At 61.0% G+C, this 25534-nt stretch carries 24 protein-coding genes; 8 read left to right on the top strand and 16 right to left on the bottom strand.

The features are described 5' to 3' along the window. Positions 1-3 precede the first annotated feature (3 nt). The 8 genes from hemW to J2W17_RS26255 form a co-directional block, all read right to left on the bottom strand. Positions 4-1209 carry a radical SAM family heme chaperone HemW gene (gene hemW / locus J2W17_RS26220; protein ID WP_307341573.1) on the bottom strand — a complete coding sequence of 402 codons (1206 nt, stop codon included), beginning with the start codon at positions 1207-1209 and terminating at the stop codon, positions 4-6. Beyond that, positions 1206-1802 (bottom strand): RdgB/HAM1 family non-canonical purine NTP pyrophosphatase, encoded by a 597-nt coding sequence (gene rdgB, locus J2W17_RS26225; RefSeq protein ID WP_307341578.1) that lies wholly within the window; start codon positions 1800-1802, stop codon positions 1206-1208. Before rdgB ends, hemW begins: the two co-directional genes overlap by 4 nt. After that, positions 1799-2233, bottom strand: a complete 435-nt coding sequence (locus tag J2W17_RS26230; RefSeq protein WP_307341581.1) for a DUF4426 domain-containing protein — start codon at positions 2231-2233, stop codon at positions 1799-1801. Before J2W17_RS26230 ends, rdgB begins: the two co-directional genes overlap by 4 nt. A 26-nt stretch (positions 2234-2259) precedes the next feature. Next, positions 2260-2880, bottom strand: coding sequence for a methionine biosynthesis protein MetW (gene metW, locus J2W17_RS26235; RefSeq protein ID WP_307341584.1), 621 nt, complete (start codon positions 2878-2880; stop codon positions 2260-2262). A gap of 7 nt (positions 2881-2887) precedes the next feature. After that, positions 2888-4027: a homoserine O-succinyltransferase MetX gene (gene metX / locus J2W17_RS26240; protein ID WP_307341587.1), complete on the bottom strand. Its 1140-nt coding sequence runs from the start codon at positions 4025-4027 to the stop codon at positions 2888-2890. 200 nt (positions 4028-4227) lie between these two features. Then, the gene (locus J2W17_RS26245) at positions 4228-4818 is read right to left on the bottom strand and encodes a YggT family protein (RefSeq protein WP_307341590.1); all 591 of its coding nucleotides are present in this window, start codon (positions 4816-4818) and stop codon (positions 4228-4230) included. Between the two features lie 10 nt (positions 4819-4828). After that, positions 4829-5647, bottom strand: a complete 819-nt coding sequence (gene proC / locus J2W17_RS26250) for a pyrroline-5-carboxylate reductase (RefSeq protein WP_307341593.1) — start codon at positions 5645-5647, stop codon at positions 4829-4831. Positions 5648-5682: 35 nt separating this feature from the next. Further along, positions 5683-6369, bottom strand: coding sequence for a YggS family pyridoxal phosphate-dependent enzyme (locus J2W17_RS26255; RefSeq protein WP_307341596.1), 687 nt, complete (start codon positions 6367-6369; stop codon positions 5683-5685). Between the two features lie 57 nt (positions 6370-6426). Here J2W17_RS26255 and J2W17_RS26260 point away from each other — a divergent pair, with 57 nt between their 5' ends. Further along, entirely contained in the window at positions 6427-7461 is a 1035-nt protein-coding gene (locus J2W17_RS26260; RefSeq protein WP_307341598.1) for a type IV pilus twitching motility protein PilT, read from the top strand. A gap of 180 nt (positions 7462-7641) precedes the next feature. Here the strand turns inward: J2W17_RS26260 and J2W17_RS26265 are convergent, their stop codons facing one another. Next, a complete protein-coding gene (locus tag J2W17_RS26265; RefSeq protein WP_307341788.1) occupies positions 7642-8277 on the bottom strand; it encodes a C40 family peptidase in 636 nt (211 codons plus the stop codon). A gap of 251 nt (positions 8278-8528) precedes the next feature. Here J2W17_RS26265 and J2W17_RS26270 point away from each other — a divergent pair, with 251 nt between their 5' ends. After that, on the top strand, positions 8529-8960 hold the full coding sequence (locus J2W17_RS26270) for an NINE protein (RefSeq protein WP_307341601.1): 432 nt from the start codon (positions 8529-8531) through the stop codon (positions 8958-8960). Positions 8961-9072: 112 nt separating this feature from the next. Here J2W17_RS26270 and J2W17_RS26275 read toward each other — a convergent pair whose 3' ends face one another. The 7 genes from J2W17_RS26275 to gshB form a co-directional block, all read right to left on the bottom strand. Beyond that, positions 9073-10344, bottom strand: coding sequence for a dihydroorotase (locus tag J2W17_RS26275; protein WP_307341604.1), 1272 nt, complete (start codon positions 10342-10344; stop codon positions 9073-9075). Next, entirely contained in the window at positions 10341-11345 is a 1005-nt protein-coding gene (locus tag J2W17_RS26280) for an aspartate carbamoyltransferase catalytic subunit (RefSeq protein WP_064680249.1), read from the bottom strand. The genes J2W17_RS26275 and J2W17_RS26280 overlap by 4 nt, the downstream gene beginning before the upstream one ends. Positions 11346-11372: 27 nt before the next feature. Continuing rightward, the gene (gene pyrR / locus J2W17_RS26285) at positions 11373-11876 is read right to left on the bottom strand and encodes a bifunctional pyr operon transcriptional regulator/uracil phosphoribosyltransferase PyrR (protein WP_064680248.1); all 504 of its coding nucleotides are present in this window, start codon (positions 11874-11876) and stop codon (positions 11373-11375) included. A 108-nt stretch (positions 11877-11984) separates the two neighbouring features. Further along, positions 11985-12422 carry a Holliday junction resolvase RuvX gene (gene ruvX, locus J2W17_RS26290; protein ID WP_005792259.1) on the bottom strand — a complete coding sequence of 146 codons (438 nt, stop codon included), beginning with the start codon at positions 12420-12422 and terminating at the stop codon, positions 11985-11987. Further along, positions 12422-12994, bottom strand: a complete 573-nt coding sequence (locus J2W17_RS26295; protein ID WP_307341610.1) for a YqgE/AlgH family protein — start codon at positions 12992-12994, stop codon at positions 12422-12424. Before J2W17_RS26295 ends, ruvX begins: the two co-directional genes overlap by 1 nt. Positions 12995-13188: 194 nt before the next feature. Further along, entirely contained in the window at positions 13189-14088 is a 900-nt protein-coding gene (locus J2W17_RS26300) for an energy transducer TonB (protein WP_307341612.1), read from the bottom strand. A gap of 106 nt (positions 14089-14194) precedes the next feature. After that, a complete protein-coding gene (gshB, locus tag J2W17_RS26305) occupies positions 14195-15166 on the bottom strand; it encodes a glutathione synthase (protein WP_307341615.1) in 972 nt (323 codons plus the stop codon). Between the two features lie 350 nt (positions 15167-15516). Between gshB and pilG the strand changes: the two genes are divergently transcribed. The 6 genes from pilG to J2W17_RS26335 all read left to right on the top strand — a co-directional run bounded on the left by pilG (position 15517) and on the right by J2W17_RS26335 (position 25454). Then, the gene (gene pilG / locus J2W17_RS26310; protein WP_064680823.1) at positions 15517-15921 is read left to right on the top strand and encodes a twitching motility response regulator PilG; all 405 of its coding nucleotides are present in this window, start codon (positions 15517-15519) and stop codon (positions 15919-15921) included. Positions 15922-15977: 56 nt separating this feature from the next. Then, positions 15978-16343, top strand: a complete 366-nt coding sequence (gene pilH / locus J2W17_RS26315; protein WP_007897961.1) for a twitching motility response regulator PilH — start codon at positions 15978-15980, stop codon at positions 16341-16343. A 10-nt stretch (positions 16344-16353) separates the two neighbouring features. After that, a complete protein-coding gene (locus J2W17_RS26320) occupies positions 16354-16887 on the top strand; it encodes a chemotaxis protein CheW (RefSeq protein ID WP_307341620.1) in 534 nt (177 codons plus the stop codon). Between the two features lie 162 nt (positions 16888-17049). Next, positions 17050-19107 (top strand): methyl-accepting chemotaxis protein, encoded by a 2058-nt coding sequence (locus tag J2W17_RS26325; RefSeq protein WP_307341622.1) that lies wholly within the window; start codon positions 17050-17052, stop codon positions 19105-19107. Between the two features lie 49 nt (positions 19108-19156). After that, positions 19157-25006: an Hpt domain-containing protein gene (locus J2W17_RS26330; protein ID WP_307341625.1), complete on the top strand. Its 5850-nt coding sequence runs from the start codon at positions 19157-19159 to the stop codon at positions 25004-25006. Beyond that, positions 24999-25454 carry a chemotaxis protein CheW gene (locus J2W17_RS26335; protein ID WP_307341628.1) on the top strand — a complete coding sequence of 152 codons (456 nt, stop codon included), beginning with the start codon at positions 24999-25001 and terminating at the stop codon, positions 25452-25454. Before J2W17_RS26330 ends, J2W17_RS26335 begins: the two co-directional genes overlap by 8 nt. Positions 25455-25534: the final 80 nt, after the last annotated feature.

The following is a 25534-nucleotide window of genomic DNA, read 5'->3' on the forward strand; positions in this document are numbered from 1 at the left end:
TCCTTATGTCAGAAATTTCTGCAGCAAGTCATTGAGAAACAGTTGCCCGCGCATCGTGGCCGCCAGACGTGACGGTTCGACCTGCAACAAGCCACTTTGTTCGGCCTCGCGGCGGCCTTCGGCGAAGCTTTCCAGGGTCAACCCGGTGCGTTGCGGATACAAGCGCGACTCGACGCCTTCGGTGAGGCGCAAGGCGTTCATCAGGAACTCGAACGGCAACTCTTCGTTGGTCAGGGTTTTCTCCCCCGCCTGGAAGCTTTTGGCCGGGTTGAGGTAGTCCTTCGGCAGGCGCGTCTTCCAGGTGCGCACGATGCGTCCGTCCGGATGACTGAGCTTGCCGTGGGCACCGGCGCCGATGCCGATGAAGTCGCCGAAACTCCAGTAATTGAGGTTATGCCGCGCTGCGCGACCGGGTTGGGCATAGGCCGAGACTTCGTATTGCGCGTAACCGTGCTCGGCCAGCAGGGCCTGACCGGCTTCCTGGATGTCCCACAAGGTATCGTCTTCCGGCAGTGTCGGTGGCTGGTTCCAGAACACCGTGTTCGGCTCCAGCGTCAGCTGATACCAGGACAAGTGGGTCGGCTTCAGGGCGATGGCTTGGCGCAGGTCGTCCAGGGCGTCGTCCAGGGACTGATCGGGCAACCCGTGCATCAGGTCCAGGTTGAAGTTGTCGAAGCCAGCCTGCCGGGCCATGCCGGCGGCACGCACGGCTTCATCGCCGTTGTGAATCCGCCCCAGCGCCTTGAGTTTCTCTTCCTGAAAGCTCTGGATACCAATCGACAGGCGATTGATCCCCAGCTTTCGGTAGGCGACGAATTTTTCCTGCTCGAACGTCCCGGGATTGGCTTCCAGGGTGATTTCGATGTCGCTGGCAAACGCAATGCGTTGCTCGACGCCTTTGAGCAAGCGGCCCAATGCCTCGGCGCTGAACAGGCTAGGCGTGCCGCCACCGAAGAAGATCGAGCTCAGTTCACGGCCATAAACCGCGTGCAGGTCCTGATCGAGGTCGGCCAGCAAGGCGTCCACATACTCTTCTTCCGGCAGCACCGGTGCGGCGGTGTGGGAGTTGAAGTCGCAATAAGGGCACTTGCGCACACACCACGGGATGTGGATGTACAGCGCCAGGGGCGGCAGCGTGGGGAGTGCAGCCCGTGGCGATTGCGCGGCGCCACCGAAAATCAGCGGCGACGCGGACGATTCGAGGGTCATTTCAAGCCCAGACGCTGGCGCAGCAGATCCATTGCACGGGCGCGGTGGCTGATGAGGTTCTTTTCGCTCGGACTCAGTTCGGCGCTGGAGCAATCGCGCTCCGGCACCCAGAACAGTGGGTCATAGCCGAAACCGTGCTCGCCGCTGGCCTTGGCGAGTATGCGGCCGTGCCACAGGCCTTCGCAGAGGATCGGCAACGGATCGTCCGCATGACGTACCAACGCCAGCACGCAGACGAACTGCGCGCCGCGCTCGGTTTCAGGCACGTCTTTCAAGGCATCCAGCAGTTTGGCGTTGTTCGCCGCATCGCCCTGGCCGTCGGCATAGCGGGCCGAGTAGATGCCTGGGGCACCGCAAAGAAAATCCACCGCCAGCCCGGAATCGTCGGCCAGTGCCGGCAGCCCGGAGATGCGCGCGGCATTGCGCGCCTTGAGAATGGCGTTTTCGACGAACGACAGGCCGGTTTCTTCAGGTTCGACGCTGCTGAATTCGCCGATCGAGCGCAACTGCACCGATTCGCCGAGCATGGCCTGGAGTTCCTTGAGTTTGCCGGCGTTATGGCTGGCCAGTACGAGTTGCGTGAAATTGATCATTCGCCGGGGAAAAGCTCTTGGTTGAAATTGATGGTGTTGGTTTTGTCACCGCTCTTCACGTTGATCTGGAAGGTGCGGGTTTCCTGCTGATCGACCGGATATTGCGCGATGTAGTAGACAGCGCCCTGTTCGGTGATCTGTTTGAATTTCAATGAGACACTTTGGCTGGTGAGGTCTTTGACCGTGCCGTTGACTTCGGCGGTCAGAGGCTTGCCATCCTTGAGCACGGAAACGTTGATCACACCCTGGTTCTTGCTTCGTGTCAGCCCGGCCGCTTTGGCGATATCGGGTGTCAGGAAGGTGGAATTGAACGTGTTGTAATGCACTGTCACGTCGCCAAAGGTTTCCTGACGTTCGCCCTTGATGACGTCGGCGGCCATGGCCGTGACGCTCAGGCAGGCAGTAAGTAAGAACAGCGCTAGACGACCCATGATCATTCTCCTCGAAGTGTGGTGATTCAGACCGCGACCTTGTGGTCCGCAAGCCCCGGGCTGCTGACGCGGTAAATACCGATCTCACCTAACAGATTAGGCCATAGCTTACTGGCCCACCCGTGCCGATGCTGTTGATCCACGGCCAACCGATCAATGACCCTGGCCTCACGTTCGCGACACAAGGCTTCAAAGTCGGCGAAGGTGCAAAAGTGGATGTTCGGCGTGTTGTACCAGGTGTAGGGCAGAAAGTCGGACACCGGCATCCGGCCCTTGCTCGCCAGGTACCAGCGGCAGCGCCAGTGACCGAAGTTGGGGAACGTGATGATGCATTGGCGACCGACGCGCAGCATTTCCTCGAGGATCCTGTCCGGGTAATGTACCGCTTGCAGCGCCTGGGTCATGACCACGACGTCGAAGCTGTTGCTGGCGAAGTTGCCGAGGCCCTTGTCCAGGTCCTGTTCGATGACGTTGATGCCCTTGGCCACGCATTCGGCGATGTTGTCCGGGTCGTTTTCCAGGCCATAACCGGTCACTTGCTTGTTGTCCCGCAGCCAGGTCAGCAATTCACCGTTACCGCAGCCGAGGTCGAGCACGCGGCTGCCGGCGGGGATCCATTCCTGGATGATGTCCAGATCGGCTCTCATGTCTTCCTCAAAGCGATATGCGTTTCATGTAGTTGCCGAACGCCTGCAAATAGCGTGGGATCGGGATCAGGAAGGCGTCATGGCCTTGCGGAGCGTCGATTTCCAGGTAGCAGACGTCTTTTTTGGCGGCCATCAGTGCGTCCACCAACTCCCGCGAACGGGCAGGCGAGAAGCGCCAGTCGGTGGTGAACGACATCACGCAGAACCTGGCGGTGGCGCCGGCGAAGGTTTTCGCCAGGTCATCGTCGAAATTCGCTGCCGGATCGAAATAGTCCAGCGCCTTGGTCATCAGCAGGTACGTGTTGGCGTCGAAACGCCCGGAAAACTCTTCACCCTGGTAGCGCAGGTAGCTTTCGACCTGGAACTCGACGCTGTGAAAGTCGTAGTTGAGCTTTTCGCTCTTCAGGCCGCGGCCGAATTTCTCGCCCATGGAATCGTCGGACAGGTAGGTGATGTGCCCGACCATCCGCGCCAGCATCAACCCGCGCTTGGGGATTACGCCCGCTTCCTGGAACGAGCCGCCGTGAAATTCCGGGTCGGTCAGGATCGCCTGGCGCGCCACTTCGTTGAATGCGATGTTCTGCGCCGACAGCTTGGGTGCCGAGGCGATGGCCAGGCAGTGCCGCACGCGGTCCGGATAGGTGATCGTCCACTGCAAGGCCTGCATGCCGCCGAGGCTGCCGCCAATCACGGCGGCCCACTGGCTGATGCCGAGCAGGTCGGACAGGCGTGCCTGGCTGTGCACCCAGTCTTCCACGGTCAGGACGGGGAAGTCGGCACCGAACGGCTTGCCGGTCTCCGGGTTGATGCTGCTCGGGCCGGTGGAGCCGTTGCAGCCGCCTAGGTTGTTCAGGCTGACCACGAAGAACGTGTTGGTGTCGATCGGTTTGCCGGGGCCGATGCAGCTGTCCCACCAACCGGGTTTGCGGTCGTCGGGGCTGTGGAAGCCGGCGGCATGATGGTGGCCGGACAAGGCGTGGCAGATCAGCACGGCGTTGCTCGCCGTGGCGTTCAGCGTACCGTATGTCTCGTATATCAGGTCATAGGCCGGGAGCGAACGGCCGCAGGCCAAGGCCAGGGGTTCGCTGAAGTGCGCCACTTGCGGCGTCACCAGACCAACAGAATCGGGGGGGAAGGCAGCTGGCATCGACCCTGCTCTCGTTGAAATGAGGCGTAAGTCTAAAGACCGGTGGGGTTAGCGGCAAGCAAAGGCCGGGCCTGATTTCATTCAGTCAGACCGAGGTGCGCCCTTCGCGAGCAAGCCCGCTCCCACAGGGGTACGCATTCCAATGTGGGAGCGTGGCTTGCCCGCGATGAACGATCACGCGGTCAGCTTGCCGTGCAGGGTTACATCAGCAGGCGCAGAATCTCCGGCATCATCGTCAAGGCGGCAAGGTTATTGATCACCAGCATGTCGATCAGCTTGAGCACCAGGAATGCCAGGATCGGCGAGATATCCAGGCCGCCAAGGTTCGGCACGATCTTGCGGAACGGCGCCAGGGCCGGCTCGCAGATCTGGTTCACCAACTCGGCGCCAGGGTTATGGCTGCCCGGCGCGACCCACGACAGGATCACGCTGATGATCAGCGCGAAGAAGAAAATCTTCAGGAACAGCGCGGTCACGCCGATCAGCGACCAGATCAGCAATTGCAGGGGGTTGCCGATGGTGCCGTAGGTCAGCAGCAGGGTCAGGGCCATCAGCGCCAGTTGCACGAGGATCGCCAGCACCAGCGAGGACATGTCCAGGCCGAACATGCTCGGGATGATCCGGCGCAGCGGCTTGAGCAGCGGCTGGGTGGCTTTCACCGCGAATTGACAGAGCGGGTTGTAGAAGTTCGCGCGGACCAGTTGCAGCACGAAGCGCAGCAGCACGATCAGCAGGTACAGGCTGCCAAGGGTTTGCAGCACGTAGACCGCTGCAGTGTTCAATCCAATCATGTAAGGCTCCTTATTGACCCAATTGTTCGGCCATCTCGGCCGAGCGGTGCGCAGCGGCGCCGAGTGCTTGTTCTACCAGGGCTTCGAAGCCCCCGGCCTGGAACGACTTGATGGCCGCTTCCGTGGTGCCCGCAGGGGACGTCACGCGACGACGCAGTTCGGCGGCGTCGACATCGCTGGCGACTGCCATGTGCGCGGCGCCCAAGGCGGTTTGCACGGTCAGTTGCGCGGCGATGTCCGCCGGCAGGCCGAGTTTCACACCAGCGGCGGTCATGGCTTCGATCAGCAGGAAAAAGTACGCGGGGCCCGAGCCGGAAACGGCCGTTACCGCGTCCAGTTGCTGTTCTTCGTCCAGCCACAGGGCGATGCCGACGGCCGACAACAGCTCTTGGGCCTGCTGACGTTGTTCGGCGGTGACTTGCGCGGTGGCAAACAAGCCGCTCACGCCCTGACGCAGCAGCGCCGGGGTATTGGGCATGCAGCGCACGATCGGCTGGGCGCCGAGCCAGTTGTTCATGCTGGCGCAGGTAATGCCCGCCGCGATCGAGACCACCAATTGATTCGGTTGCAGGCTTGGGCGGATGGCCTCGCAGACGGCTTTCATCGCCTGGGGTTTGACTGCCAGCACGACCACATCGGCGTCTTGAATGGCTTGGGCGTTGTCGGCGAATACTTCGATGCCGTGCTCGGCGTTCACACGAGCGCGGGTGTCGGCGCCCGGATCGCTGGCGCGGATCTGCGCAGCGTCCAGACCCTTGGCGCGCAGGCCGCCGATCAGGCTGGCGGCCATGTTGCCGGCACCGATGAAGGCAATTCGAGTCTTGCTCATGTCAGGTCCTTATAGAAAAGAAGTGTCAGCCACGTTCAGGGCTGGCTGTAGTCACGGGCACCGAACAGGGCCGTACCGATACGGACCCAGGTGGCGCCCATGGCGACGGCCGACTCAAGGTCGTGGCTCATGCCCATGGAAAGTGTGTCGAGCGGTAGATTGAGGCCGGCTTGCAGGTTTTTCACGGCAGCAAAAGCAGCGTCCTGGGCGGCGCGATCTTCAGTCGGCTCGGGAATCGCCATCAACCCGCGCAACTTGAGGCGAGGCAATTGACTGATGGCATTGGCCAGGGCGGGCAAATCGGCCGGGGTGCAGCCGGATTTACTCGCTTCACCGCTGACGTTGACCTGGATGCAGATGTTCAGTGGGGGTAAATCGGCGGGACGTTGTTCGGACAGGCGTTGTGCGATTTTCAAACGATCCACGGAGTGCACCCAGGCGAAGTGCTCGGCGATAGCGCGAGTCTTGTTCGATTGAATGGGGCCGATGAAGTGCCAGATCAAGGGCAGGTCGGCCAATTCGAGTTGTTTGCCCAAGGCTTCCTGCAGGTAATTTTCCCCAAAGTCGCGGATCCCGGCGGCATAGGCTTCGCGCACCGCTTCGGCAGGCTTGGTTTTACTCACAGCCAACAGCTGGACACTGTGTTCATCACGATGGACGGCGACGGCCGCGGCGTGGATGCGTGAACTAACCTGTGTGACGTTGTCTGCTATCGTGGACATTCAAAAGGCGCCAGCGGGTCTGAGGGTCGCGGCATTCTACTGGAATTGAGGAGCGCTATGGATATCACTGAACTGCTGGCCTTCAGCTCCAAACAGGGCGCATCCGACCTGCACCTGTCTGCTGGCCTGCCTCCGATGATTCGGGTCGATGGCGATGTGCGGCGGATCAATCTGCCGGCGCTGGACGCCAAGCAGGTCCATGAGTTGATCTATGACGTCATGAACGATGTCCAGCGGGTGGAGTTTGAAAAACACCTGGAGGTCGACTTTTCCTTCGAAGTGCCGGGTGTGGCACGTTTTCGGGTCAATGTGTTCAATCAGAACCGCGGTGCTGGCGCAGTGTTTCGGACTATCCCGTCCAAGGTGCTGAGCATGGAAGACCTGGGGATGGGGGAAGTGTTTCGCAAAATTACAGAATCTTCCCGCGGCCTGGTGCTGGTGACCGGTCCGACCGGTTCCGGCAAGTCCACCACCCTGGCGGCGATGATCGATTACCTGAACAGCCATCGCCACCATCACATTCTTACCGTCGAGGACCCGATCGAATTCGTTCACGAATCGCGAAAATGCCTGATCAACCAGCGCGAAGTCCATCGTGATACCCGCAGTTTCGCCACGGCCCTGCGCTCGGCGTTGCGGGAAGATCCGGACGTGATCCTGGTGGGGGAGATGCGCGACCTGGAGACCATCCGTCTCGCGCTGACGGCCGCCGAGACCGGTCACCTGGTGTTTGGCACGCTGCACACCACGTCAGCGGCAAAAACCGTCGACAGGATCGTGGATGTATTTCCGGGGGATGAGAAGTCGATGGTACGTTCGATGCTGTCGGAATCACTGCTGGCGGTGATTTCCCAGGCCTTGGTGAAAAAGATCGGTGGCGGGCGGATAGCGGCCCACGAAATCATGCTGGGCACTTCGGCGATTCGTAACCTGATCCGCGAAGACAAGGTGGCGCAGATGTACTCGTCGATTCAGACCGGGGGATCGATCGGGATGCAGACGCTGGATATGTGTTTAAAGGATCTGTTGAACAAGGGCTTGATCAGCCGGGAGCATGCGAGAGAAAAAGCGCGGTCGCCGGATAGTCTTTGAGGATTTGTGGCGCTTCCAAAGACGCCTTCGCGAGCAGGCTCGCTCCCACAGTTGATTGGTCGGACACAAATTTTGTGTCCACTGCAGATCCCTGTGGGAGCGGCGGTGCGACGATTCGACTTGCCCGCGAAGGGGGCATCATGATCGAAGCGTGTTCTGGATCAGAACACGATACTTCAATCAGCGCTGAACAACCTGTAGGGTGTTTTGCTCTTTCGGCAGAACCCGCTTGGCAACCACGTAATGTTTTTCCCAATACGGTTTGTTCAAAGTGTCGATGCTGACCGATTTGCCACGGCGTGGTGCGTGGATAAAACGATCGTTGCCCAGGTAGATGGCAACATGATTGACCCTGCGGCTCTTGATATTGAAGAAAATCAGGTCGCCAGGCTTCAGATCCTTGCGATCGACTTTCTCGCCATGACCGCTGGCCATGGCGTTCGAAGTGCGGGGCAGGTCGAAAGTGGCGTCGTTGAACGCGTATTTCACCAGGCCACTGCAATCGAAACCTTTGCTGGGGCTGCTGCCGCCCCAACGGTACGGAGTACCCAGCACGTTGACCGCGCGGCTCAGCACATTGCTGCTTTCCTTGCTCGCCATTGGCGGAACCAGGCTGCTCTTGTTCTTGCTGGTCTTGCTGGTGTTCAGATAAGGGGACCGTGGTCCGGCTTTCTTGTACTTGCTCGAAGGAACAGATACATGGGATTTAGGGGTGTAACCATTAACGTTTGGAAGACGTTGCTCACGGTTGGTGGCGTGGGCGGCCAGGGGCAATAATAGGCAAATGGTTAGCCATGTCTTGAAAAATGGACGCATTAGGCAGGGCTCATATGGGTGAACGCGCAACTTTATAACAGCTTTTTTGTCTTTTTTAAGTCCGTTGGTCGATTCCGCAGGGTCGCAACGGAACCAAACAAGCAAAAAGTTGACGCCGGCCTCGGCAAGAATTCTTTTGGGAACAAGGCTTTGGCGCACAATGACGTGGCCGGATGCCATGCGTCGGCCAACTGTAAAAAAGTCACAAAGATTTAAAGAATATTTATCTATCGTGTGAATCGAGGTCCTCCATGAACACCTATCAACACCCCGTTCCGCATCAGGACACTCACAGCAAAGTGATCGGATACCTGTTGTGGATTTTCGGTTTTACCGGTGCACACCGCTTCTATTACGGCAAACCGGTGACCGGGACGATCTGGTTCTTCACCTTCGGGTTGCTGGGTATCGGCTGGCTGATCGATCTGTTTCTGATCCCGTCCATGGACCGTGAAGCGGACCTGCGATTTACCTCCGGGCCTATCGAGTACAACGTCGCCTGGATTCTGCTGACGTTTCTTGGGGTATTCGGCGTACACCGGATGTATCAAGGCAAATGGATCAGTGGGTTGTTGTACCTGGTGACGGGCGGGTTGTTCTTTCTGGGGGTGCTGTATGACTTCTGGACGCTGAATGATCAGGTGTCGATTCGCAACGCGCAGAACAGAGGCGCCTTCCAGTAAGTCTTCGCGAGCAAGCCCGCTCCCACATTTGATCTGCGGCGTACACAATCGTTGTGTTCACTGCAGATCCATTGTGGGAGCGGGATTGCTCGCGAATGCAGGCAACTCGGTTTTAAGCCTGGTGAGTGATGCGCCCATCCACCAAGGTGTAACGCACCACACACGGCAGGCTGTGGCCGATGAACGGGCAATTTTCACCCTTGGACAGCCAGGTTTCGCCGGCCACCGTCGAAGCCGCCGGGTCAAACAGCACAATATCCGCAGCCCCTCCCACCGCCAGCTTGCCCGCCGGCAGGCGCAAGGCCTCGGCAGGTCCGGCGCTGAGGCGCGCCAATAACGTTGGCAGATCCAGCAAACCGTCTTCCACCAATGTCATCGCCAGAGGCAGCAACAACTCAACGCTGCTGATGCCCGGTTCGGTGGCACCGAATGGCGCCAGCTTCGCATCGCGCTCATGGGGCTGGTGATGGCTGGAAATGGCCGAGATCACGCCCGTCTTCACCGCTTCACGCAGGCCATCGCGGTCGGCGCGGGTGCGCAGCGGCGGCTGGACGTGATAGAGGCTGCTGAAGTCGATCAGTGCTTCGTCGGTCAGGATCAGCTGGTACAGCGCGACGTCGGCCGTCACGGGCAAGCCGCGTTTCTGGGCCTGGGCGATCAGGGCGACGCCGCGAGCGCTGGTGAGCTGGCTGAAGTGCGCGCGCACGCCGCTTTGCTCGACCAGCAACAGGTCCCGGGCCAGGGCCACGGTCTCGGCCGTTTCCGGAATGCCGGGCAAACCGAGAAAACTGGCGGTCGGGCCTTCATGGGCCAGGCCACCTTCGGCCAGGTCATGGTCCTGAGAGTTGAAGATCACTGTCAGGTCAAAAGTCGCGGCGTATTCCAGCGCGCGGCACAAGGTGCGGGTATTGCGGAAACTCTCCAGGCCATTGCCGAAAGCCACGCAGCCGGCGTCGCGCAATGCCACGAGCTCTGCCAGCTGCTCGCCGTCCAGGCCTTTGCTCAGGGCGCCGATCGGGAACACCTTGGTATTGCCGGCCTCGCGGGCGCGATCGAGGATCAGTTCGGCCACGGCCGAGGTGTCCAGCACCGGTTTGGTCTTCGGTGGGCAGCACAGGCTGGTCACGCCGCCGGCTGCGGCGGCCCGGGTTTCACTGATGATCGAACCTTTGCGGCTGTAGCCCGGTTCGCGCAGGGCGACGTTCAGGTCAACCAGGCCCGGCGCGGCCACCAGGCCGTGGGCGTCGATGGTGTCGACGGCGACAAAACCGGCCGGTGCGGCGCCAAGGGCGACGATCTTGCAGGCTTCAACGTGGATATCAGTCACTTGGTCCAGGCCGCTGCTTGGATCGATAACGCGGGCGCCGAGAATGCTGAGTTTCACTGGGCGTTCTCCTGCTCGAATTGGCGCTGGGCAGTCTGCCCGCTCATGGCCATGGACAACACGGCCATGCGAATGGCGATGCCATAAGTCACTTGGTTGAGGATCACCGAGTGCGGGCCGTCCGCCACTGCGGACTCGATCTCCACCCCACGGTTGATCGGCCCCGGGTGCATGACGATGGCATCCGGTTTGGCGCCGGCCAGGCGTGCGGTGGTCAGGCCGAACAGGCGGTAGAATTCGCCTTCGCTCGGCAGCAGGCCGCCGGTCATGCGCTCGCGTTGCAGACGCAGCATGATCACCACGTCGACGTCTTTCAGGCCTTCGGTCATGTCGGTGTAGACCTTCACTCCATATTGCTCGACGCCGATCGGCAGCAGGGTTTTCGGCGCGATCACGCGGATGTCCGGGCAACCGAGGGTTTTCAGGGCCAGCATGTTCGAGCGTGCCACCCGCGAGTGCAGGATATCGCCGACGATGGCCACCGAGAGGTTTTCGAAGCCGCCCTTGTGCCGACGGATTGTGAGCATGTCGAGCATGCCCTGGGTCGGGTGGGCATGTCGGCCGTCGCCACCATTGATGATCGCCACTTGCGGGCAGACGTGCTCGGCAATGAAGTGGGCCGCGCCGGAGTCGCCATGACGGACGACGAACATGTCGGCGGCCATGGCTTCGAGGTTGCGCAGGGTATCGAGCAGGGTTTCCCCCTTGCTCGCCGACGATGTCGACACGTTCAGGGTGATTACGTCGGCCGACAGCCGCTGGGCCGCCAGTTCGAAGGTGGTGCGGGTGCGGGTGGAGTTCTCGAAGAACACGTTGCACACGGTCTTGCCACGCAGCAGCGGGACTTTCTTTACCGCCCGGGCGCCGACTTCGAGGAACGAGTCCGCAGTGTCGAGGATTTCCGTCAGCAACTCGCGGCGCAGACCGTCGAGCGAGAGGAAGTGGCGCAGCTGGCCCTGATCATTGAGCTGCAGCGGGCGCTTGGTTTCTAGAGGCGTCATCGCGAGGGGGACTCTCAATAGGGCAAATTAAAAGGCGAGATCTTGCAGTTCGAGCTTGAGCTCCGGACCGGACAGCTTCACCCGCTCGTGGGCGGCCAGCGACAGGGTCGCGCCTACCACATCCGGGCGAATCGGCAACTCGCCGGCGTCCAGATCCAGCAGGCAGACCAAGGTCACGCTGGCCGGGCGGCCGTAGTCGAAAAGTTCGTTCAGGGCGGCGCGGATGGTTCGGCCACTCATCAATACGTCGTCGATCAGCACCAGATGCTGGCCTTCGATTTCGAACGGCAGGGCAGACGGGCGCACTTGCGGGTGCAGGCCGTTCTGGCTGAAGTCGTCTCGGTAGAAGGAAACGTCCAGCGTGCCCAAGGGCGAATCGCTGCCCAGTTCATCGAGCAACGCCTGGGCGACCCAGATGCCGCCGGTGCGAATGCCGATGTAACGCGGTTCGACGATGCCACGGTGTTCCAGGTGGTCCTTGAGGCGTATCGCCATCTGGCTGATCAGTTCGCCGGGATTAGGCAGGCTCATGGTTTGCTCCTTCTTCGGCCCGAGCCCGGCTTTTGCGGTAAGGCACTGGGTCTGGGCTCGGGTTGTAGCTAAAAGAGACGCACAGCGGCTCGTCAGGATCTGTTGCGGTCAGGATTCGAACAGTGCGGTGTTTTCGTCGAGCCAGCCTTGCAGCAACAGGGCGGCGGCGATGGCGTCGACCGGGTTGTCGCGGTAACTGCCCTTTTGCCCGCCACGATCACGCCGCTCGCCCTTGGCTTCGAAGGTGGTCAGGCGTTCGTCGTGGGTATAAAAGGGCAGGTTGTAGCGGCCGTTCAGGCGTCGGGCGAATTTTTCCGCCCGCAGGCACATGTCGCTCGGTGTGCCGTCCATGTTCAATGGCAGGCCGACCACCACGGCATCGGGTTTCCACTCCTTGATCAGCGCTTCGACCTGATTCCAGTCGGGAATGCCGTTCTGTGCCTTCAGCGTGCATAGTTCGCGGGCCTGGCCGGTAATCACCTGGCCGACCGCGACGCCGATCTGTTTGGTGCCATAGTCGAAACCCAGTATCAACCGCAGGGCCATCAGGCGTGTCCCGCCTGGCTGGTCAGCAGGCTGAGGTTGACGCCCAGGTGTTTGGCCGCCGCTTCCAGGCGCAATTCACTGCTGGTATTGAACAGGATGTCGGCATTGAACGGGCAGGTCAGCCAGGCATTGGCGGCCAGTTCGGCCTCCAGTTGCCCGGGTTCCCAACCGGCGTAACCCAGGGTGATCACGCTTTTCGCGGGGCCGACGCCGTCGGCGATAGCGAATAGCACGTCCTGGGAGGTCGACAGCGACAGCTCGCCTTCCAGATCAACGGTCGCCTGAAAGGTTTTCCCCGAGGGGTGCAGGACAAAGCCGCGATCGGTCTGCACCGGCCCGCCGATGAAGATCGGCACATGCTGGCAGAGGGCCGGCGGTTCGATGTCGGGGCGCAGTTGCTCGAGGATATCGGCCAGGTTCAGGTCTTGCGGACGATTGACCACCAGCCCCATGGCACCATTGGCCGTGTGCTCGACGATGTAGGTCAAGGTGTGCGCAAAGTTCGGGTCGGCCATGTGAGGCATGGCGATCAGGAAGTGATGCTTGAGGTAGCTGGGGCTGACGTTCTTCATGAGCGCTAGTGTGGCGTTGGAGGGGCGAGCTGACAAGTCGGGGATGCACAGGAAATAACGTAAATCTGTAGGAGCAGCCGGTCGACGCTCGATTGCTCGCGATGGTCGTCAACGATAACGCTGAACGCCTGACACCCCGCGGTGTTCTCAGGACCATCGCGAGCAAGCTCGCTCCTACAGGGGTTCTGCGCTGGTCAGTTGCTGGAGAGCCTGTCGCCGCGGGCAAACTTCCAGGTGCGGATGATTTCCAGCCGGTCGATGTCCGACAAGTCCCCGGTAAACGGCGAGAACGGCGCCGCAAGCCGCACGATGCGCTGCGCTGCCTGGTCCAGCAGCGGTTGCCCGGAAGACTCCAGCACCAACACTTCATAGAGCGAGCCGTCGCGGTTGATCGAGACCATCAGGCGCAAATTGCCGTAAATCTGTTTGCGGCGGGCCTCGTCCGGGTAATTGAGGTTGCCGATGCGCTCGACCTTCTTGCGCCACTCGTCCTTGTACCAGGCGCCCTTGTCACGCATGGTCGAGGCAGCGCTCAGGCGGTGGATGCGCGGGCGCTTGGCGTACAGCTGTTGTTCGTTGGCCAGTTCCGCTTCGAGGCTGGCGATGTCGCTGGAAAGCTGTTCACTGTCGAACGTCGGTGCCGCCACCTTGGGTTTGGTGTCGGCCTTGGGTTCTGCGGTTTTGGCCGGAGCTTTTTTCGGTTTGGGCGCAACGGTCGTCACCGCTGCCTTGGGCGGGGCTTCCCGTACTTCAGGCTTGGCCGCCGGCGGTGGTGTGACTTTTTTCACCTTGTTGTCCTGGAACGGCGCGACCTCGGTGGTCTTGGGAATGGCCTTTTTATCCAGGGTGCCGCTGCCTTGCTGATTTTCCTGGGCAAGGAAGTCGGCTTTTTCCGGCTTTTTTTCGCTTTTGAAGGTGGCGAGGGTGATTTCCAGGGTTTTGCTGATCTGCTTGGGCTCGACCATGGTAAAGCCGACACCCAGGAGCAAGGCCAGGTGAATCAGCGCCGCGAGGAACAGGGTAAAACCGAGGCGATCGACCGGGCGCACACCACGATGGGCGAGTTCAACGGGCAGATCGGACGGAAGCGTCATGGCAAAAAAACCAACATCGCGTTTTTACGGGCCCGGCATGATAACGCAATGTTGGTTTTTAGCTTCAAGCGACAAGCTTCAAGCGACAAGCTGTATGCCGCGTGCTTCAAACTTGCGGCTTGAGGCTTGCAGCTTGCAGCTTCTTCTCGATGGCCTCCATCAGCAGGCCACCGATGTCGGTGCCGAACGCGTTATCAATCTCGCGAATGCAAGTCGGGCTGGTGACGTTGATTTCCGTCAGGTGCTCGCCAATCACGTCCAGGCCGACAAACAGCAGCCCTTTCTCGCGCAGGGTCGGGCCGACTTGCGCGGCGATCCAGCGATCTTTTTCAGTCAGCGGACGCGCTTCGCCACGACCACCAGCAGCCAGGTTGCCCCGGGTTTCGCCCGCCGCCGGGATTCGCGCCAGGCAGTAATCCACCGGTTCGCCGTCAATCATCAGGATGCGTTTGTCGCCGTCGACGATGGCCGGCAGGTAACCCTGGATCATGATCTGCTGATTGCCATGCAGGGTCAGGGTTTCGAGGATCACCGACAGGTTGGGGTGGCCGGCGGTGTGGCGGAAGATCGACGAGCCGCCCATGCCGTCCAGCGGCTTGAGGATCACATCGCCGTGGTGATCGGCGAACTCGCGCAATACATCCGGGCGACGGCTGACGATGGTCGGCGGCGTGCACTGCGGGAACAGCGTGGCGAACAGTTTCTCGTTGCAGTCGCGCAGGCTTTGCGGCTTGTTGACCACCAGCACGCCAGCGCGTTCGGCCTGCTCCAGCAGGTAAGTGGAGTAGACGAACTCCATGTCGAACGGCGGATCCTTGCGCATCAGGATCACGTCCAGATCGCTCAGCAGCGAATCCTGCTCGGCGTCCAGTTCGAACCATTTTTCCGGGTTGGCGAAGACTTTCAACGGACGCATCCGCGCCCGCGCTTCGCCTTCGGCCTGGTACAAATCCCGCTGTTCCATATAGAACAGTTCCCAGCCGCGCTTCTGCGCGGCCAGCAGCATGGCCAGCGAGCTATCCTTCTTGTAGGAGATGCCGGCAATGGGATCCATGACAATCCCGACTCGAACGCTCATGGGTGTTTCCTCGAAGATTTGGGGAGCTATGCCGATCCTCTTGTAGGAGCGAGGCTTGCCCGCGAAGAACGATGACGCGGTGTGCCTGCAAAACCGTGCCGCCTGCTTCGCGGGCAAGCCTCGCTCCTACAAAAAATCAATCCACAGGACCGTATAAAAGTGGCGTCAGAGTGGCGCTGAGAATGTTCCGGGTCAAGGAAAAACCACCGCGCCAGTCGCCCGATAGATTGGATTTGGAGACTGTGCTAAAAAGGCTGCCATGCCGTGCTGGGCCTTGAGCATCAAGGGTTTAAAGCCTCCGGTTGGCGCAAATGGACAATTTGATTCGCAAAGGCGACGGTAGAGCATTTATGGAACAGCATTCCAGCGCCTTGAAGGTTATGGTAATCGACGATTCGAAGACGATTCGTCGCACCGCCGAAACGCTGTTGAAGAACGCGGGTTGTGAGGTCATCACGGCCATCGATGGTTTCGATGCCCTGGCAAAGATTGCCGATAATCACCCCGGCATCATCTTCGTCGACATCATGATGCCCCGTCTGGACGGTTATCAGACCTGCGCCTTGATCAAGAACAACAGCGCGTTCAAGTCCACGCCCGTCATCATGCTGTCGTCCAAGGACGGTCTGTTCGACAAGGCCAAGGGGCGCATCGTCGGTTCCGACCAGTTTTTGACCAAACCTTTCAGCAAGGAAGAACTGCTGAACGCGATCCAGGCCCATGTGCCGGGTTTCGCCGCCGTTTTGCCGCAGTAAGACACCACAGTGACGCTCGGCCAGCGGGCCCGGTGTCGACAAGAATGGGGAACACCATGGCTCGTATTCTGATCGTCGATGATTCGCCGACCGAAATGTACAAACTGACCGGCATGCTGGAAAAGCACGGTCATGAAGTGTTGAAAGCGGAGAACGGTGCCGACGGCGTGGCCCTCGCCCGCCAGGAGAAACCCGACGCGGTGCTGATGGACATCGTCATGCCTGGCCTCAACGGTTTTCAGGCGACCCGTCAGCTGACCAAGGATCCGGAAACCGGACACATTCCGGTGATCATCATCACCACCAAGGATCAGGAAACCGACAAGGTCTGGGGTACGCGCCAGGGCGCCAAGGACTACCTGACCAAACCGGTCGACGAAGACACCCTGATCAAGACCCTGAACAACGTGTTGGCCGGTTGATAGCCCCGCCATGACCGAGTCGCTGACCGCCTTCGAACTGCTGCTGCAGATCGATCGGCGTTGTCGTCTGCTGGCGGCGGATCTACCGTCCCAACCGTTCCGCCAGGACAGCTGGAGCGGTATCGGTTTTCGCTTGGGCGAGCGCTGGTACGTCGCGCCCATGGGCGAGATCAGCGAAGTGTTGCACGAGCCGCGGTTCACTCAGCTGCCGGGCGTCAAGCCCTGGGTCAAGGGCGTCGCCAACTTGCGCGGACGCTTGCTGCCGATCATGGATTTGTGTGGTTTCTTCGGTCATGAACTGTCGCCTCTGCGCAAGCAGCGGCGGGTGTTGGTGGTCGAGCATGGCGATGTGTTCGCCGGGTTGATGGTCGATGAGGTCTTCGGCTTGCAGCACTTCGCCCAGGACAGCCTGGAGCCGGCGGACAATGGGCACGGGCCTGTGTCGGCGTTCGTCACCGGCCAATTCCAACGCGAGCAGGGCTGGCAGGTGTTCAGCCCGTTTGCGTTGGTGAAGTCGCAAAGTTTCCTGAATGTCGCCGCCTGACCCCTGTAGGAGCGAGCTTGCTCCGGGCGGCGTTCCGACGATGGTCGTCAACGATAACGCTGCAAGCCTGACACCCCGCGGTGTTCTCAGGTTCATCGCGAGCAGGCTCGCTCCCACAAGGGATCTTCGGTGGGTTCTAAAGGTGGTTAAAGGCGAGAACCGATGACAAAAGCAAAAACAGGCAAGCCTGAAGGGTCGCGCAGCCGCTCGCAGATCATCGCGTTGTTCATCGCGCTGATCGTCTTCATCATGCTGCTGTTCGCCCACTTCGCTTACCTCAATACCCAGGTCACGTACGACAAGCAGTACATCGGCCACGCCGGCGAGCTGCGCGTGCTGTCCCAGCGCATCGCCAAGAACGCCACCGAAGCCGCGGCGGGCAAGGCGGCGGCGTTCAAACTGCTCAGCGAAGCGCGCAATGATTTTGCCCGGCGTTGGGGCTATTTGAAGAATGGCGATCCTTCCACCGGCCTGCCGCCGGCGCCATCCACCGTGCGCCCGGAAATGCGCGCCGTGCAGCTTGATTGGGAGCGTCTGCTGAAAAACACCGACACGATTCTCGCCAGCGAACAGACCGTACTGTCCCTGCATCAGGTCGCCGCCACCCTGGCCGAAACCGTGCCGCAGTTGCAAGTCGAATACGAGAAGGTGGTCGAAATCCTCCTGTTGCGCGGTGCGCCGGCCGCTCAGGTGGCGATGGCCCAGCGGCAGACCCTGCTGGCTGAACGTATCCTCGGCGCGGTGAACACCGTGCTCTCCGGAGACGAAAACTCGCAACAGGCCGCCGATGCGTTCGGTCGCGACGCCGCGCGATTCGGCCAGGTGCTCACGGGCATGCTCCAGGGTAATCCGGCGCTGAAGGTGAGCCAGGTCGAGGACAGCGATGCCCGTGCCCGGTTGATCGAGATTTCCGAGCTATTTCAATTCGTCTCCGGGTCGGTGGACGAAATCCTCGAAACGTCGCCGGAGCTGTTCAAGGTCCGGGAATCGGCCAGCAACATTTTTACCTTGTCGCAAACCCTGCTCGACGAAGCCTCGCACTTGGCCACCGGGTTGGAAAACCTCGCCGGCGGGCGCAACACCGACACCATTGGCGGCTATGTCCTGGGCCTTGCTGCACTGATGTCGATCATCCTCATCGGGCTGGTGATGGTGCGCGAGACCAATCGTCAGTTGCGCGAGACAGCCGAAAAGAATGAGCGCAATCAGACCGCAATCATGCGGCTGCTGGACGAAATCGAGGACCTGGCCGACGGCGACCTGACCGTGACCGCTACGGTGACCGAAGACTTTACCGGGACCATCGCCGATTCGATCAATTACTCGGTCGATCAGCTGCGCGACCTGGTGGCGACGATCAACCTCACGGCCGGCCAGGTTGCCGCCGCCGTGCAGGAAACCCAGGCCACCGCCATGCACCTGGCCCAGGCCTCTGAGCATCAGGCGCAGCAGATTGCCGAAGCGTCCACGGCGATCAATGACATGGCCGAGTCCATCGATCAGGTCTCGGCCAACGCGGCGGAATCCTCAGCGGTGGCTGAACGTTCGGTGGAGATCGCCAACAAGGGCAACGAGGTGGTGCACAACACCATCCACGGCATGGACAACATTCGCGAACAGATCCAGGACACCGCCAAACGCATCAAGCGATTGGGTGAGTCTTCCCAGGAAATCGGCGATATAGTCAGCCTGATCGATGACATTGCCGACCAGACCAACATCCTCGCCCTGAATGCGGCGATCCAGGCGTCCATGGCCGGTGACGCCGGGCGCGGTTTCGCAGTGGTGGCCGATGAAGTGCAACGATTGGCAGAGCGTTCGTCTGCCGCGACCCGCCAGATCGAAACCCTGGTGCGAGCGATCCAGACCGACACCAACGAAGCCGTGATTTCCATGGAGCAGACCACCACCGAAGTGGTGCGTGGCGCGCGTCTGGCGCAGGATGCCGGGGTGGCCCTGGAAGAAATCGAAGGGGTGTCGAAGACCCTTGCGGCGCTGATCCAGAGTATTTCCAACGCCGCGCAGCAACAGACCTCTTCGGCCGGGCAGATTTCCCTGACGATGAACGTGATCCAGCAGATCACCACGCAGACGTCGTCCGGTTCCACGGCTACCGCTGAAAGCATCGGCAACCTGGCGAAAATGGCCAGTCAGTTGCGGCGTTCGGTATCCGGTTTCACCTTGCCGGCCACCAGGACGCAGCCTGCTGATAAAGTATGAATGGCCCTGGGGCATTTGATTCCTGATTGGGGTGCAAAGTGGAGTGGTTATGGGTGATCGGCACGACTATGTGGCCCTCGAGTGGGTCAAGGGCGAGATTGCCGAAACGTTGAAAGTGGCGCATCAGGCAATCGTGACCTTGCTGGATGACCCGCAGGCGACGCACGCCCTGAGCGAATGCCTGGCCTGCATCCATCAGGTTCATGGCAGCTTGAGGATGGTCGAGTTCTACGGTGCGGCGCTGTTCGCCGAAGAAATGGAGCAACTGACCAGCGCTCTGCTGCATGACCGCGTCGGCCATCGCGATGAGGCGATCCATCTGTTGCTGCAGGCCCTCGGGCAACTGCCGATATATCTCGACCGGGTGCAAGGCGCTCGTCGGGACCTGCCGCTGGTGATGTTGCCGCTGATCAACGATCTGCGTGACGCCCGAGGCGAAAGCCTGTTATCGGAAACCAGCCTGTTCACTGCGCAATTGCCGGACCTGCCGCCACTAGATGAAGAGTTTCTGGCCTTGCTGGAACCGGCGGATTTACCTGATGTGCTGCGCAAGCTGCGGCAGATGTTGCAGATGGCCCTGGCCGGATTGCTGCGCGAGCAGGATGACGAGACTATTCTCGGGTACCTGACCAAGGTGTTCTCACGACTGGAAGAACTGTGTGGCGCTGCGCCCCTGGGGCCGTTGTGGCAAGTCGCCTCGGCGCTGGTCGAAGGCATGCGCGCCGGCGTGACTGCCAACAGCCCGGCTTTGCGCAGCCTGTTCAAGGAGACCGACCTGGAACTCAAACGCCTGCTCGAACAGGGCATGCCCGGCATCAATCAGCCGGCACCGCCGGCGTTGCTCAAGCGGTTGCTGTTTTACATTGCCAAGGCCGAACATCCCACCGGACAGATGCTGACCATGAAAGATCGCTACGGACTGGACGATGCGCTGCCTCATAGTGCGATGGTCGAAGAAGAACGGGCGCGACTGGCCGGCCCCGACCGCGACGCCATGCGCTCGGTATTGGCGGCGTTGTGCGAAGAGCTGGTGCGGGTCAAGGAGCGCCTCGACCTGTTTGTGCGCAGCGACCGCCAGCACACCTCGGACCTCGACAGCTTGCTGGCGCCGCTGCGGCAAATCGCCGACACCCTGGCGGTGCTTGGTTTCGGCCAGCCACGCAAGGTCATCATCGATCAGTTGGCGGTGGTACTGAGCCTTGCCCAAGGCCAGCGTGAGCCCAATGACGCGATCCTGATGGACGTCGCCGGCGCCTTGCTCTACGTCGAAGCGACCCTGGCCGGCATGGTCGGTACCGTCGAGCCGCAAAGCCAGGAAGAAAGCCGACTGCCGACCACCGATTTGACGCAGATCCACCAGATCGTGATCAAGGAAGCGCGCATTTGCCTGCAACAGGCCAAGGACTTGATCGTCGACTACATCGACGCCGATTGGGATCGCCAGCACCTGCAGCCATTGCCGGATCTGCTGACCCAGGTTCGCGGCGCGCTGGCGATGATTCCGTTGAGTCGCGCGGCGAGCCTGATCGAAACCTGCAACCAGTTTATCCACGAGCATTTGTTGCTGGATCCGGGTCACCCCGGCTGGCAGGAACTCGACAGCCTGGCCGACGTCGTGACCAGCATCGATTACTACCTGGAACGTCTTGGTGACGACCCCCAGGCGCCGGGCGAACATCTGCTCGACGTCGCACAAAAGAGCCTGGCCTCCCTCGGCTTTTTCCCCAGCGAGCATCAATTGCCGGTGCTCGAAGAGGTGCTCAGCCCGACGCAAGCACAGCTCATGCGCGATCATCAGGAGCTGGACGATCCTGCCATCATGCAGACCTTGGCCGATGTGCTGGCCAGTCCCGTATCTGCTGCCAACCCGCCTGCGTTGACCACCCCCGGCAGCCTATTGCTGCCGGCCGATGAGATCTCGCAGGAGATTGCGGCCTTCGATCCGATGTTGCTGGAAATTTTCCGCAACGAAGCCGAAACCCATTTGGGCAGCCTCAACCGCTTTCTCGACCGGGCCGCCGAGCAGGTGCCGTTGCACGCCAGCGACGAGTTGCAGCGCGCCTTGCACACGCTCAAGGGCAGCGCCTCGATGGCGGGCGTTTTGCCGATTGCCGAACTGGCAGCGCCGCTGGATCAACTGACCAGGGAATACAAGGCACACCTGCTGGCACTGGATCAGGATGAAGTCGAACTGTTGCGGGAGGCTGAAGGACTGTTCCGTCTCGGGCTGCGTCAACTCAAGCGCGACCCACTGGCCGGGATTCCCGGCGCCTGCTCGTTGATCGAGCGTACCCAGGTGTTGCTGGCCGAGCGTCTGCAAAGTCTATTGAGTGCACCCAATACCAGGCTGCGCATCAAGCGTGATCCGCAATTGATCAACAACTTTCTCGCCCAGGGCATGGACATTCTGCTGGACGCCGAAAGCCTGTTGCGCCGTTGGCAGCAACATCCCGGCGAGCGGCAGGAGCTCAGCGCACTGCTGGACGAATTGACCACCTTGGGCGAAGGCGCGCACCTGGCCGATCTGCATCCGGTGGATGAACTCTGTGAAGCCTTGCTCGACCTCTATGGCGCGGTGGAGGAAAGCAGCCTGGCGGTCAGTGAGCGGTTTTTCAACGAGGCACAAAGTGCTCACGAAGCGCTGATCAACATGCTCGACGAACTGGCCGCCGGCCAGGAAGTCAGCCCGCAACCGGAGCGGATCCAGGCCTTGCGCGGCTTGCTCGATGAGGGTCTCGATCCTTCGGCCATGGGTCTGATCCGTAGCGACGGCAGCCGGACCCAGAGCATTCGCGAACTCGGCAGCGTCACCGCGGAGCTGGCGCGGACCCCTGTAGGAGCTGGCTTGCCAGCGAAGGACTTCAACGATGACGCGTTTCCAATGGATAAACGCGGCGCCGGTGAGCCCTTCGCTGGCAAGCCAGCTCCTACAGGGGATCGCGTCGTTAAGGATGACGCGTTTTCATTGGATAAACGCGGCGCCTGTGAGCCCTTCGCTGGCAAGCCAGCTCCTACGGGGGATCGCGGCGTTAAGGATGACGCGTTTTCATTGGATAAACGCGGCGCCTGTGAGCCCTTCGCTGGCAAGCCAGCTCCTACAGGGGATCGCGTGGTTAGCGATGACGCGTTTTCCCTGGAGAAACGCGGCGCTTATGAGTCCTTCGCTGGCAAGCCAGCTCCTACGGGGGACCGCGGTGTTGAACTGGAGGATGAAATCGTCGCGATCTTCCTCGAAGAAGCGGTTGATATCCTCGAAAGCGCCAGCCAGGCCCTGCAGCGCTGGCTGGGCGACCCGGACAACGCCGCGCCGCTGCTGTCCCTGCAGCGAGACCTGCACACCCTCAAGGGCGGTGCGCGAATGGCCGAAGTCGAGCCCGTCGGTGACCTGGCCCATGAGCTGGAAAACCTCTACGAAGGCCTGGTCGATCGCCGTTTCAGCCATGGCGACGTGTTGGCGCAACTGCTGCAACACAGCCATGACCGGCTCGCAGCGATGCTGGAACAGTTGCAAAACCAGCAGCCATTGGCCGATCCGGGCGAACTGATCGAGCTCATACGTCAATTCCGTCAGGACAACGTCAGTACCCTTGAGCGGGTCGAGCCCGCGCCGGCCAATGATTCGGCCCCCCATGATCCCGAGTTGCAGGACATCTTCCTCGAGGAAGGTTTCGACATCATCGAAAACTCTGGCGCGGCATTGGTGCGCTGGCAGGCCGAACCGACCCATCGTCAGGAAGTGGAAACCCTGCTGCGCGATCTGCACACCCTCAAGGGTGGCGCGCGGATGGTGGAGATCGTCCCGATCGGCGATCTGGCCCATGAGCTGGAATTTCTCTACGAAGGCCTGTCCGCTGGCGTGCTGCAACCCACACCCGCCTTGTTCACGCTGTTGCAATGCAGCCATGACCGCCTGGCACAAATGCTCGATGCGACCCGCGCCGGGGACCCTTTGCCCGCAGCCGATCAACTGATCGACGCGATCAGGAATTTCAGCCACCCAGCGGTGCCTGAAGCGCCGGTTGCAACACTCGCAACACACAAGCCCGAACCACTCGCGCTGCCAGCAGAGGCCGGCGCCGATATGGTCAAGGTCTCGGCTGAATTGCTCGACGACCTGGTCAACCTGGCTGGCGAAACCTCGATCTTCCGGGGGCGGATCGAGCAACAGGTCAACGATGCGCGTGTGGCCCTGAGTGAGATGGAAACCACCATCGAGCGCATGCGCGACCAGTTGCGCCGTCTCGATACCGAAACCCAGGGGCGGATCCTCAGCCGTCAGCAGGTCGATGCCGAACGCCTGGGCTACGAAGAATTCGATCCGCTGGAAATGGACCGGCATTCGCAGTTGCAGCAACTGTCCCGGGCGCTGTTCGAATCCGCCTCTGACCTGCTTGACCTCAAGGAAACGCTCGACCGGCGCAATCAGGACGCGGACAACCTGCTGCAACAGCAGGGCCGGATCAACACCGAACTGCAAGAAGGCCTGATGCGTACGCGCATGGTGCCGTTCGAGCGCATGTTGCCGCGCTTGAAACGTATCGTCCGTCAGGTCTCCAGCGAGTTGGACAAGGACGTGGAGTTCGTCGTCGGCAACGCTGAAGGCGAGATGGACCGTAACGTGCTCGAACGCATGGCGGCGCCGCTCGAGCACATGCTGCGCAATGCCGTTGACCATGGGCTGGAGGCTGCCGAGGTGCGTATCGCGGCCGGGAAACCGGCCCAGGGCCGGATTACCCTCGACCTGTCGCGGGAGGGCGGCGACATCATTTTCGACATCCGCGACGACGGTGCCGGCGTACCGTTGGACGCGGTCCGGCGCAAGGCGGTCAAGCGCGGCCTGCTGGCGCCGGACAGCGACATCAGCGACCGCGACGTGCTGCAATTCATCCTGCAACCGGGGTTCTCCACCGCAGAGAAAATCACCCAGATTTCCGGGCGCGGCGTCGGCATGGACGTGGTTCACGAAGAAGTCCGGCAACTCGGCGGCACCATGAGCATCGACTCGACACCGGGGCAGGGCGTGCACTTCCGCATTCGCCTGCCGTTCACCGTATCGGTGAACCGGGCGCTGATGGTGCAGTGCGGGGAAGATCAATTCGCCATTCCGCTGAATACCATCGACGGTATCGTGCGCGTGTTGCCCAACGAACTCGAAGGGCATTACCGGCTCGATCCGCCGACCTACAAATACGCCGGGCAGCACTATGAACTGTGCTATCTCGGAGAACTGCTCAAGACCAGTACCCGTCCGAAACTCCTGGGCCAGAGCCTGCCGATGCCGGTCTTGCTGGTGCAGTGCAACGAGCGGCATGTTGCCGTGCAGGTCGATGCCATGGTGGGCACTCGCGAGATCGTGGTGAAGAGCCTCGGTCCGCAATTTGCAACGGTACAGGGTTTGTCCGGGGCAACGATCCTGGGGGATGGCCGGGTGGTGCTGATTGTCGATCTGCTGGCCCCGATCCGCGCCCTGCAGGCGCGTGTGCCGCAGCGACCACTGGCTCAAGAAGCGGAACCCGAACCGCAAAAGCCGTTGCTGGTGCTGGTGGTCGACGATTCGGTCACCGTGCGCAAGGTCACAAGCCGTTTGCTCGAACGCCACGGCATGAACGTGCTGACCGCCAAGGACGGTGTCGACGCCATGTTGCTGCTCGAAGAACACCAGCCGGACCTGATGCTGCTGGATATCGAAATGCCGCGCATGGACGGCTTTGAAGTGGCGACCCGGGTGCGTGCGGACGAACGCTTGCAACACCTGCCAATCATCATGATCACCTCGCGCACCGGGCAGAAACACCGCGACCGCGCCATGGCCATCGGCGTCAACGACTACCTCGGCAAGCCGTACCAGGAATCGGTATTGCTCGAAAGCATCGCCCTGTGGAGCAAGACCCATGCTTGAGCATCGCACCAGCAACCTCACCGGACTGCTGTTGCCCCTGGCCGACCGTCACCTGATCTTGCCCAACGTCGCCGTCGCCGAGCTGATCGATTACCAACCGGGAAGCTTCGATCTCGATACGCCACCCTGGTACCTCGGGCGCGTCGCATGGCGTAACCGGCAGATCCCATTGCTCAGTTTCGAGTCGGCGTGTGGCAACAGGATCGTCATCGGCGAGCGGGCGCGGATTGTCATCCTCAATGCCCTTGGCGGGCGGCCGGAGCTGAAGTTCATTGCGCTGCTGGTGCAGGGGATTCCGCGTTCGTTCAAGCTCGACAGTCAGTTGAGCTATGTGGATGTGCCGTTGTGTGCGCTGGAACAGGCGGCGGTGCAGGTGGGGGATCAGGTGGCGAAGGTGCCGGATTTGTTGGCGCTGGAGGAGTTGTTGGTTAATTACGGGCTAGTCTGAAGGCCTCTTCGCGAGCAGGCTCGCTCCCACATTGGAATGCGTACTCCTGTGGGAGCGAGCCCGCTCGCGAAGGCGGCCTT

Source organism: Pseudomonas lini (genome assembly GCF_030812475.1).
GTDB classification, from domain to species: Bacteria; Pseudomonadota; Gammaproteobacteria; order Pseudomonadales; family Pseudomonadaceae; genus Aquipseudomonas; species Aquipseudomonas lini_A.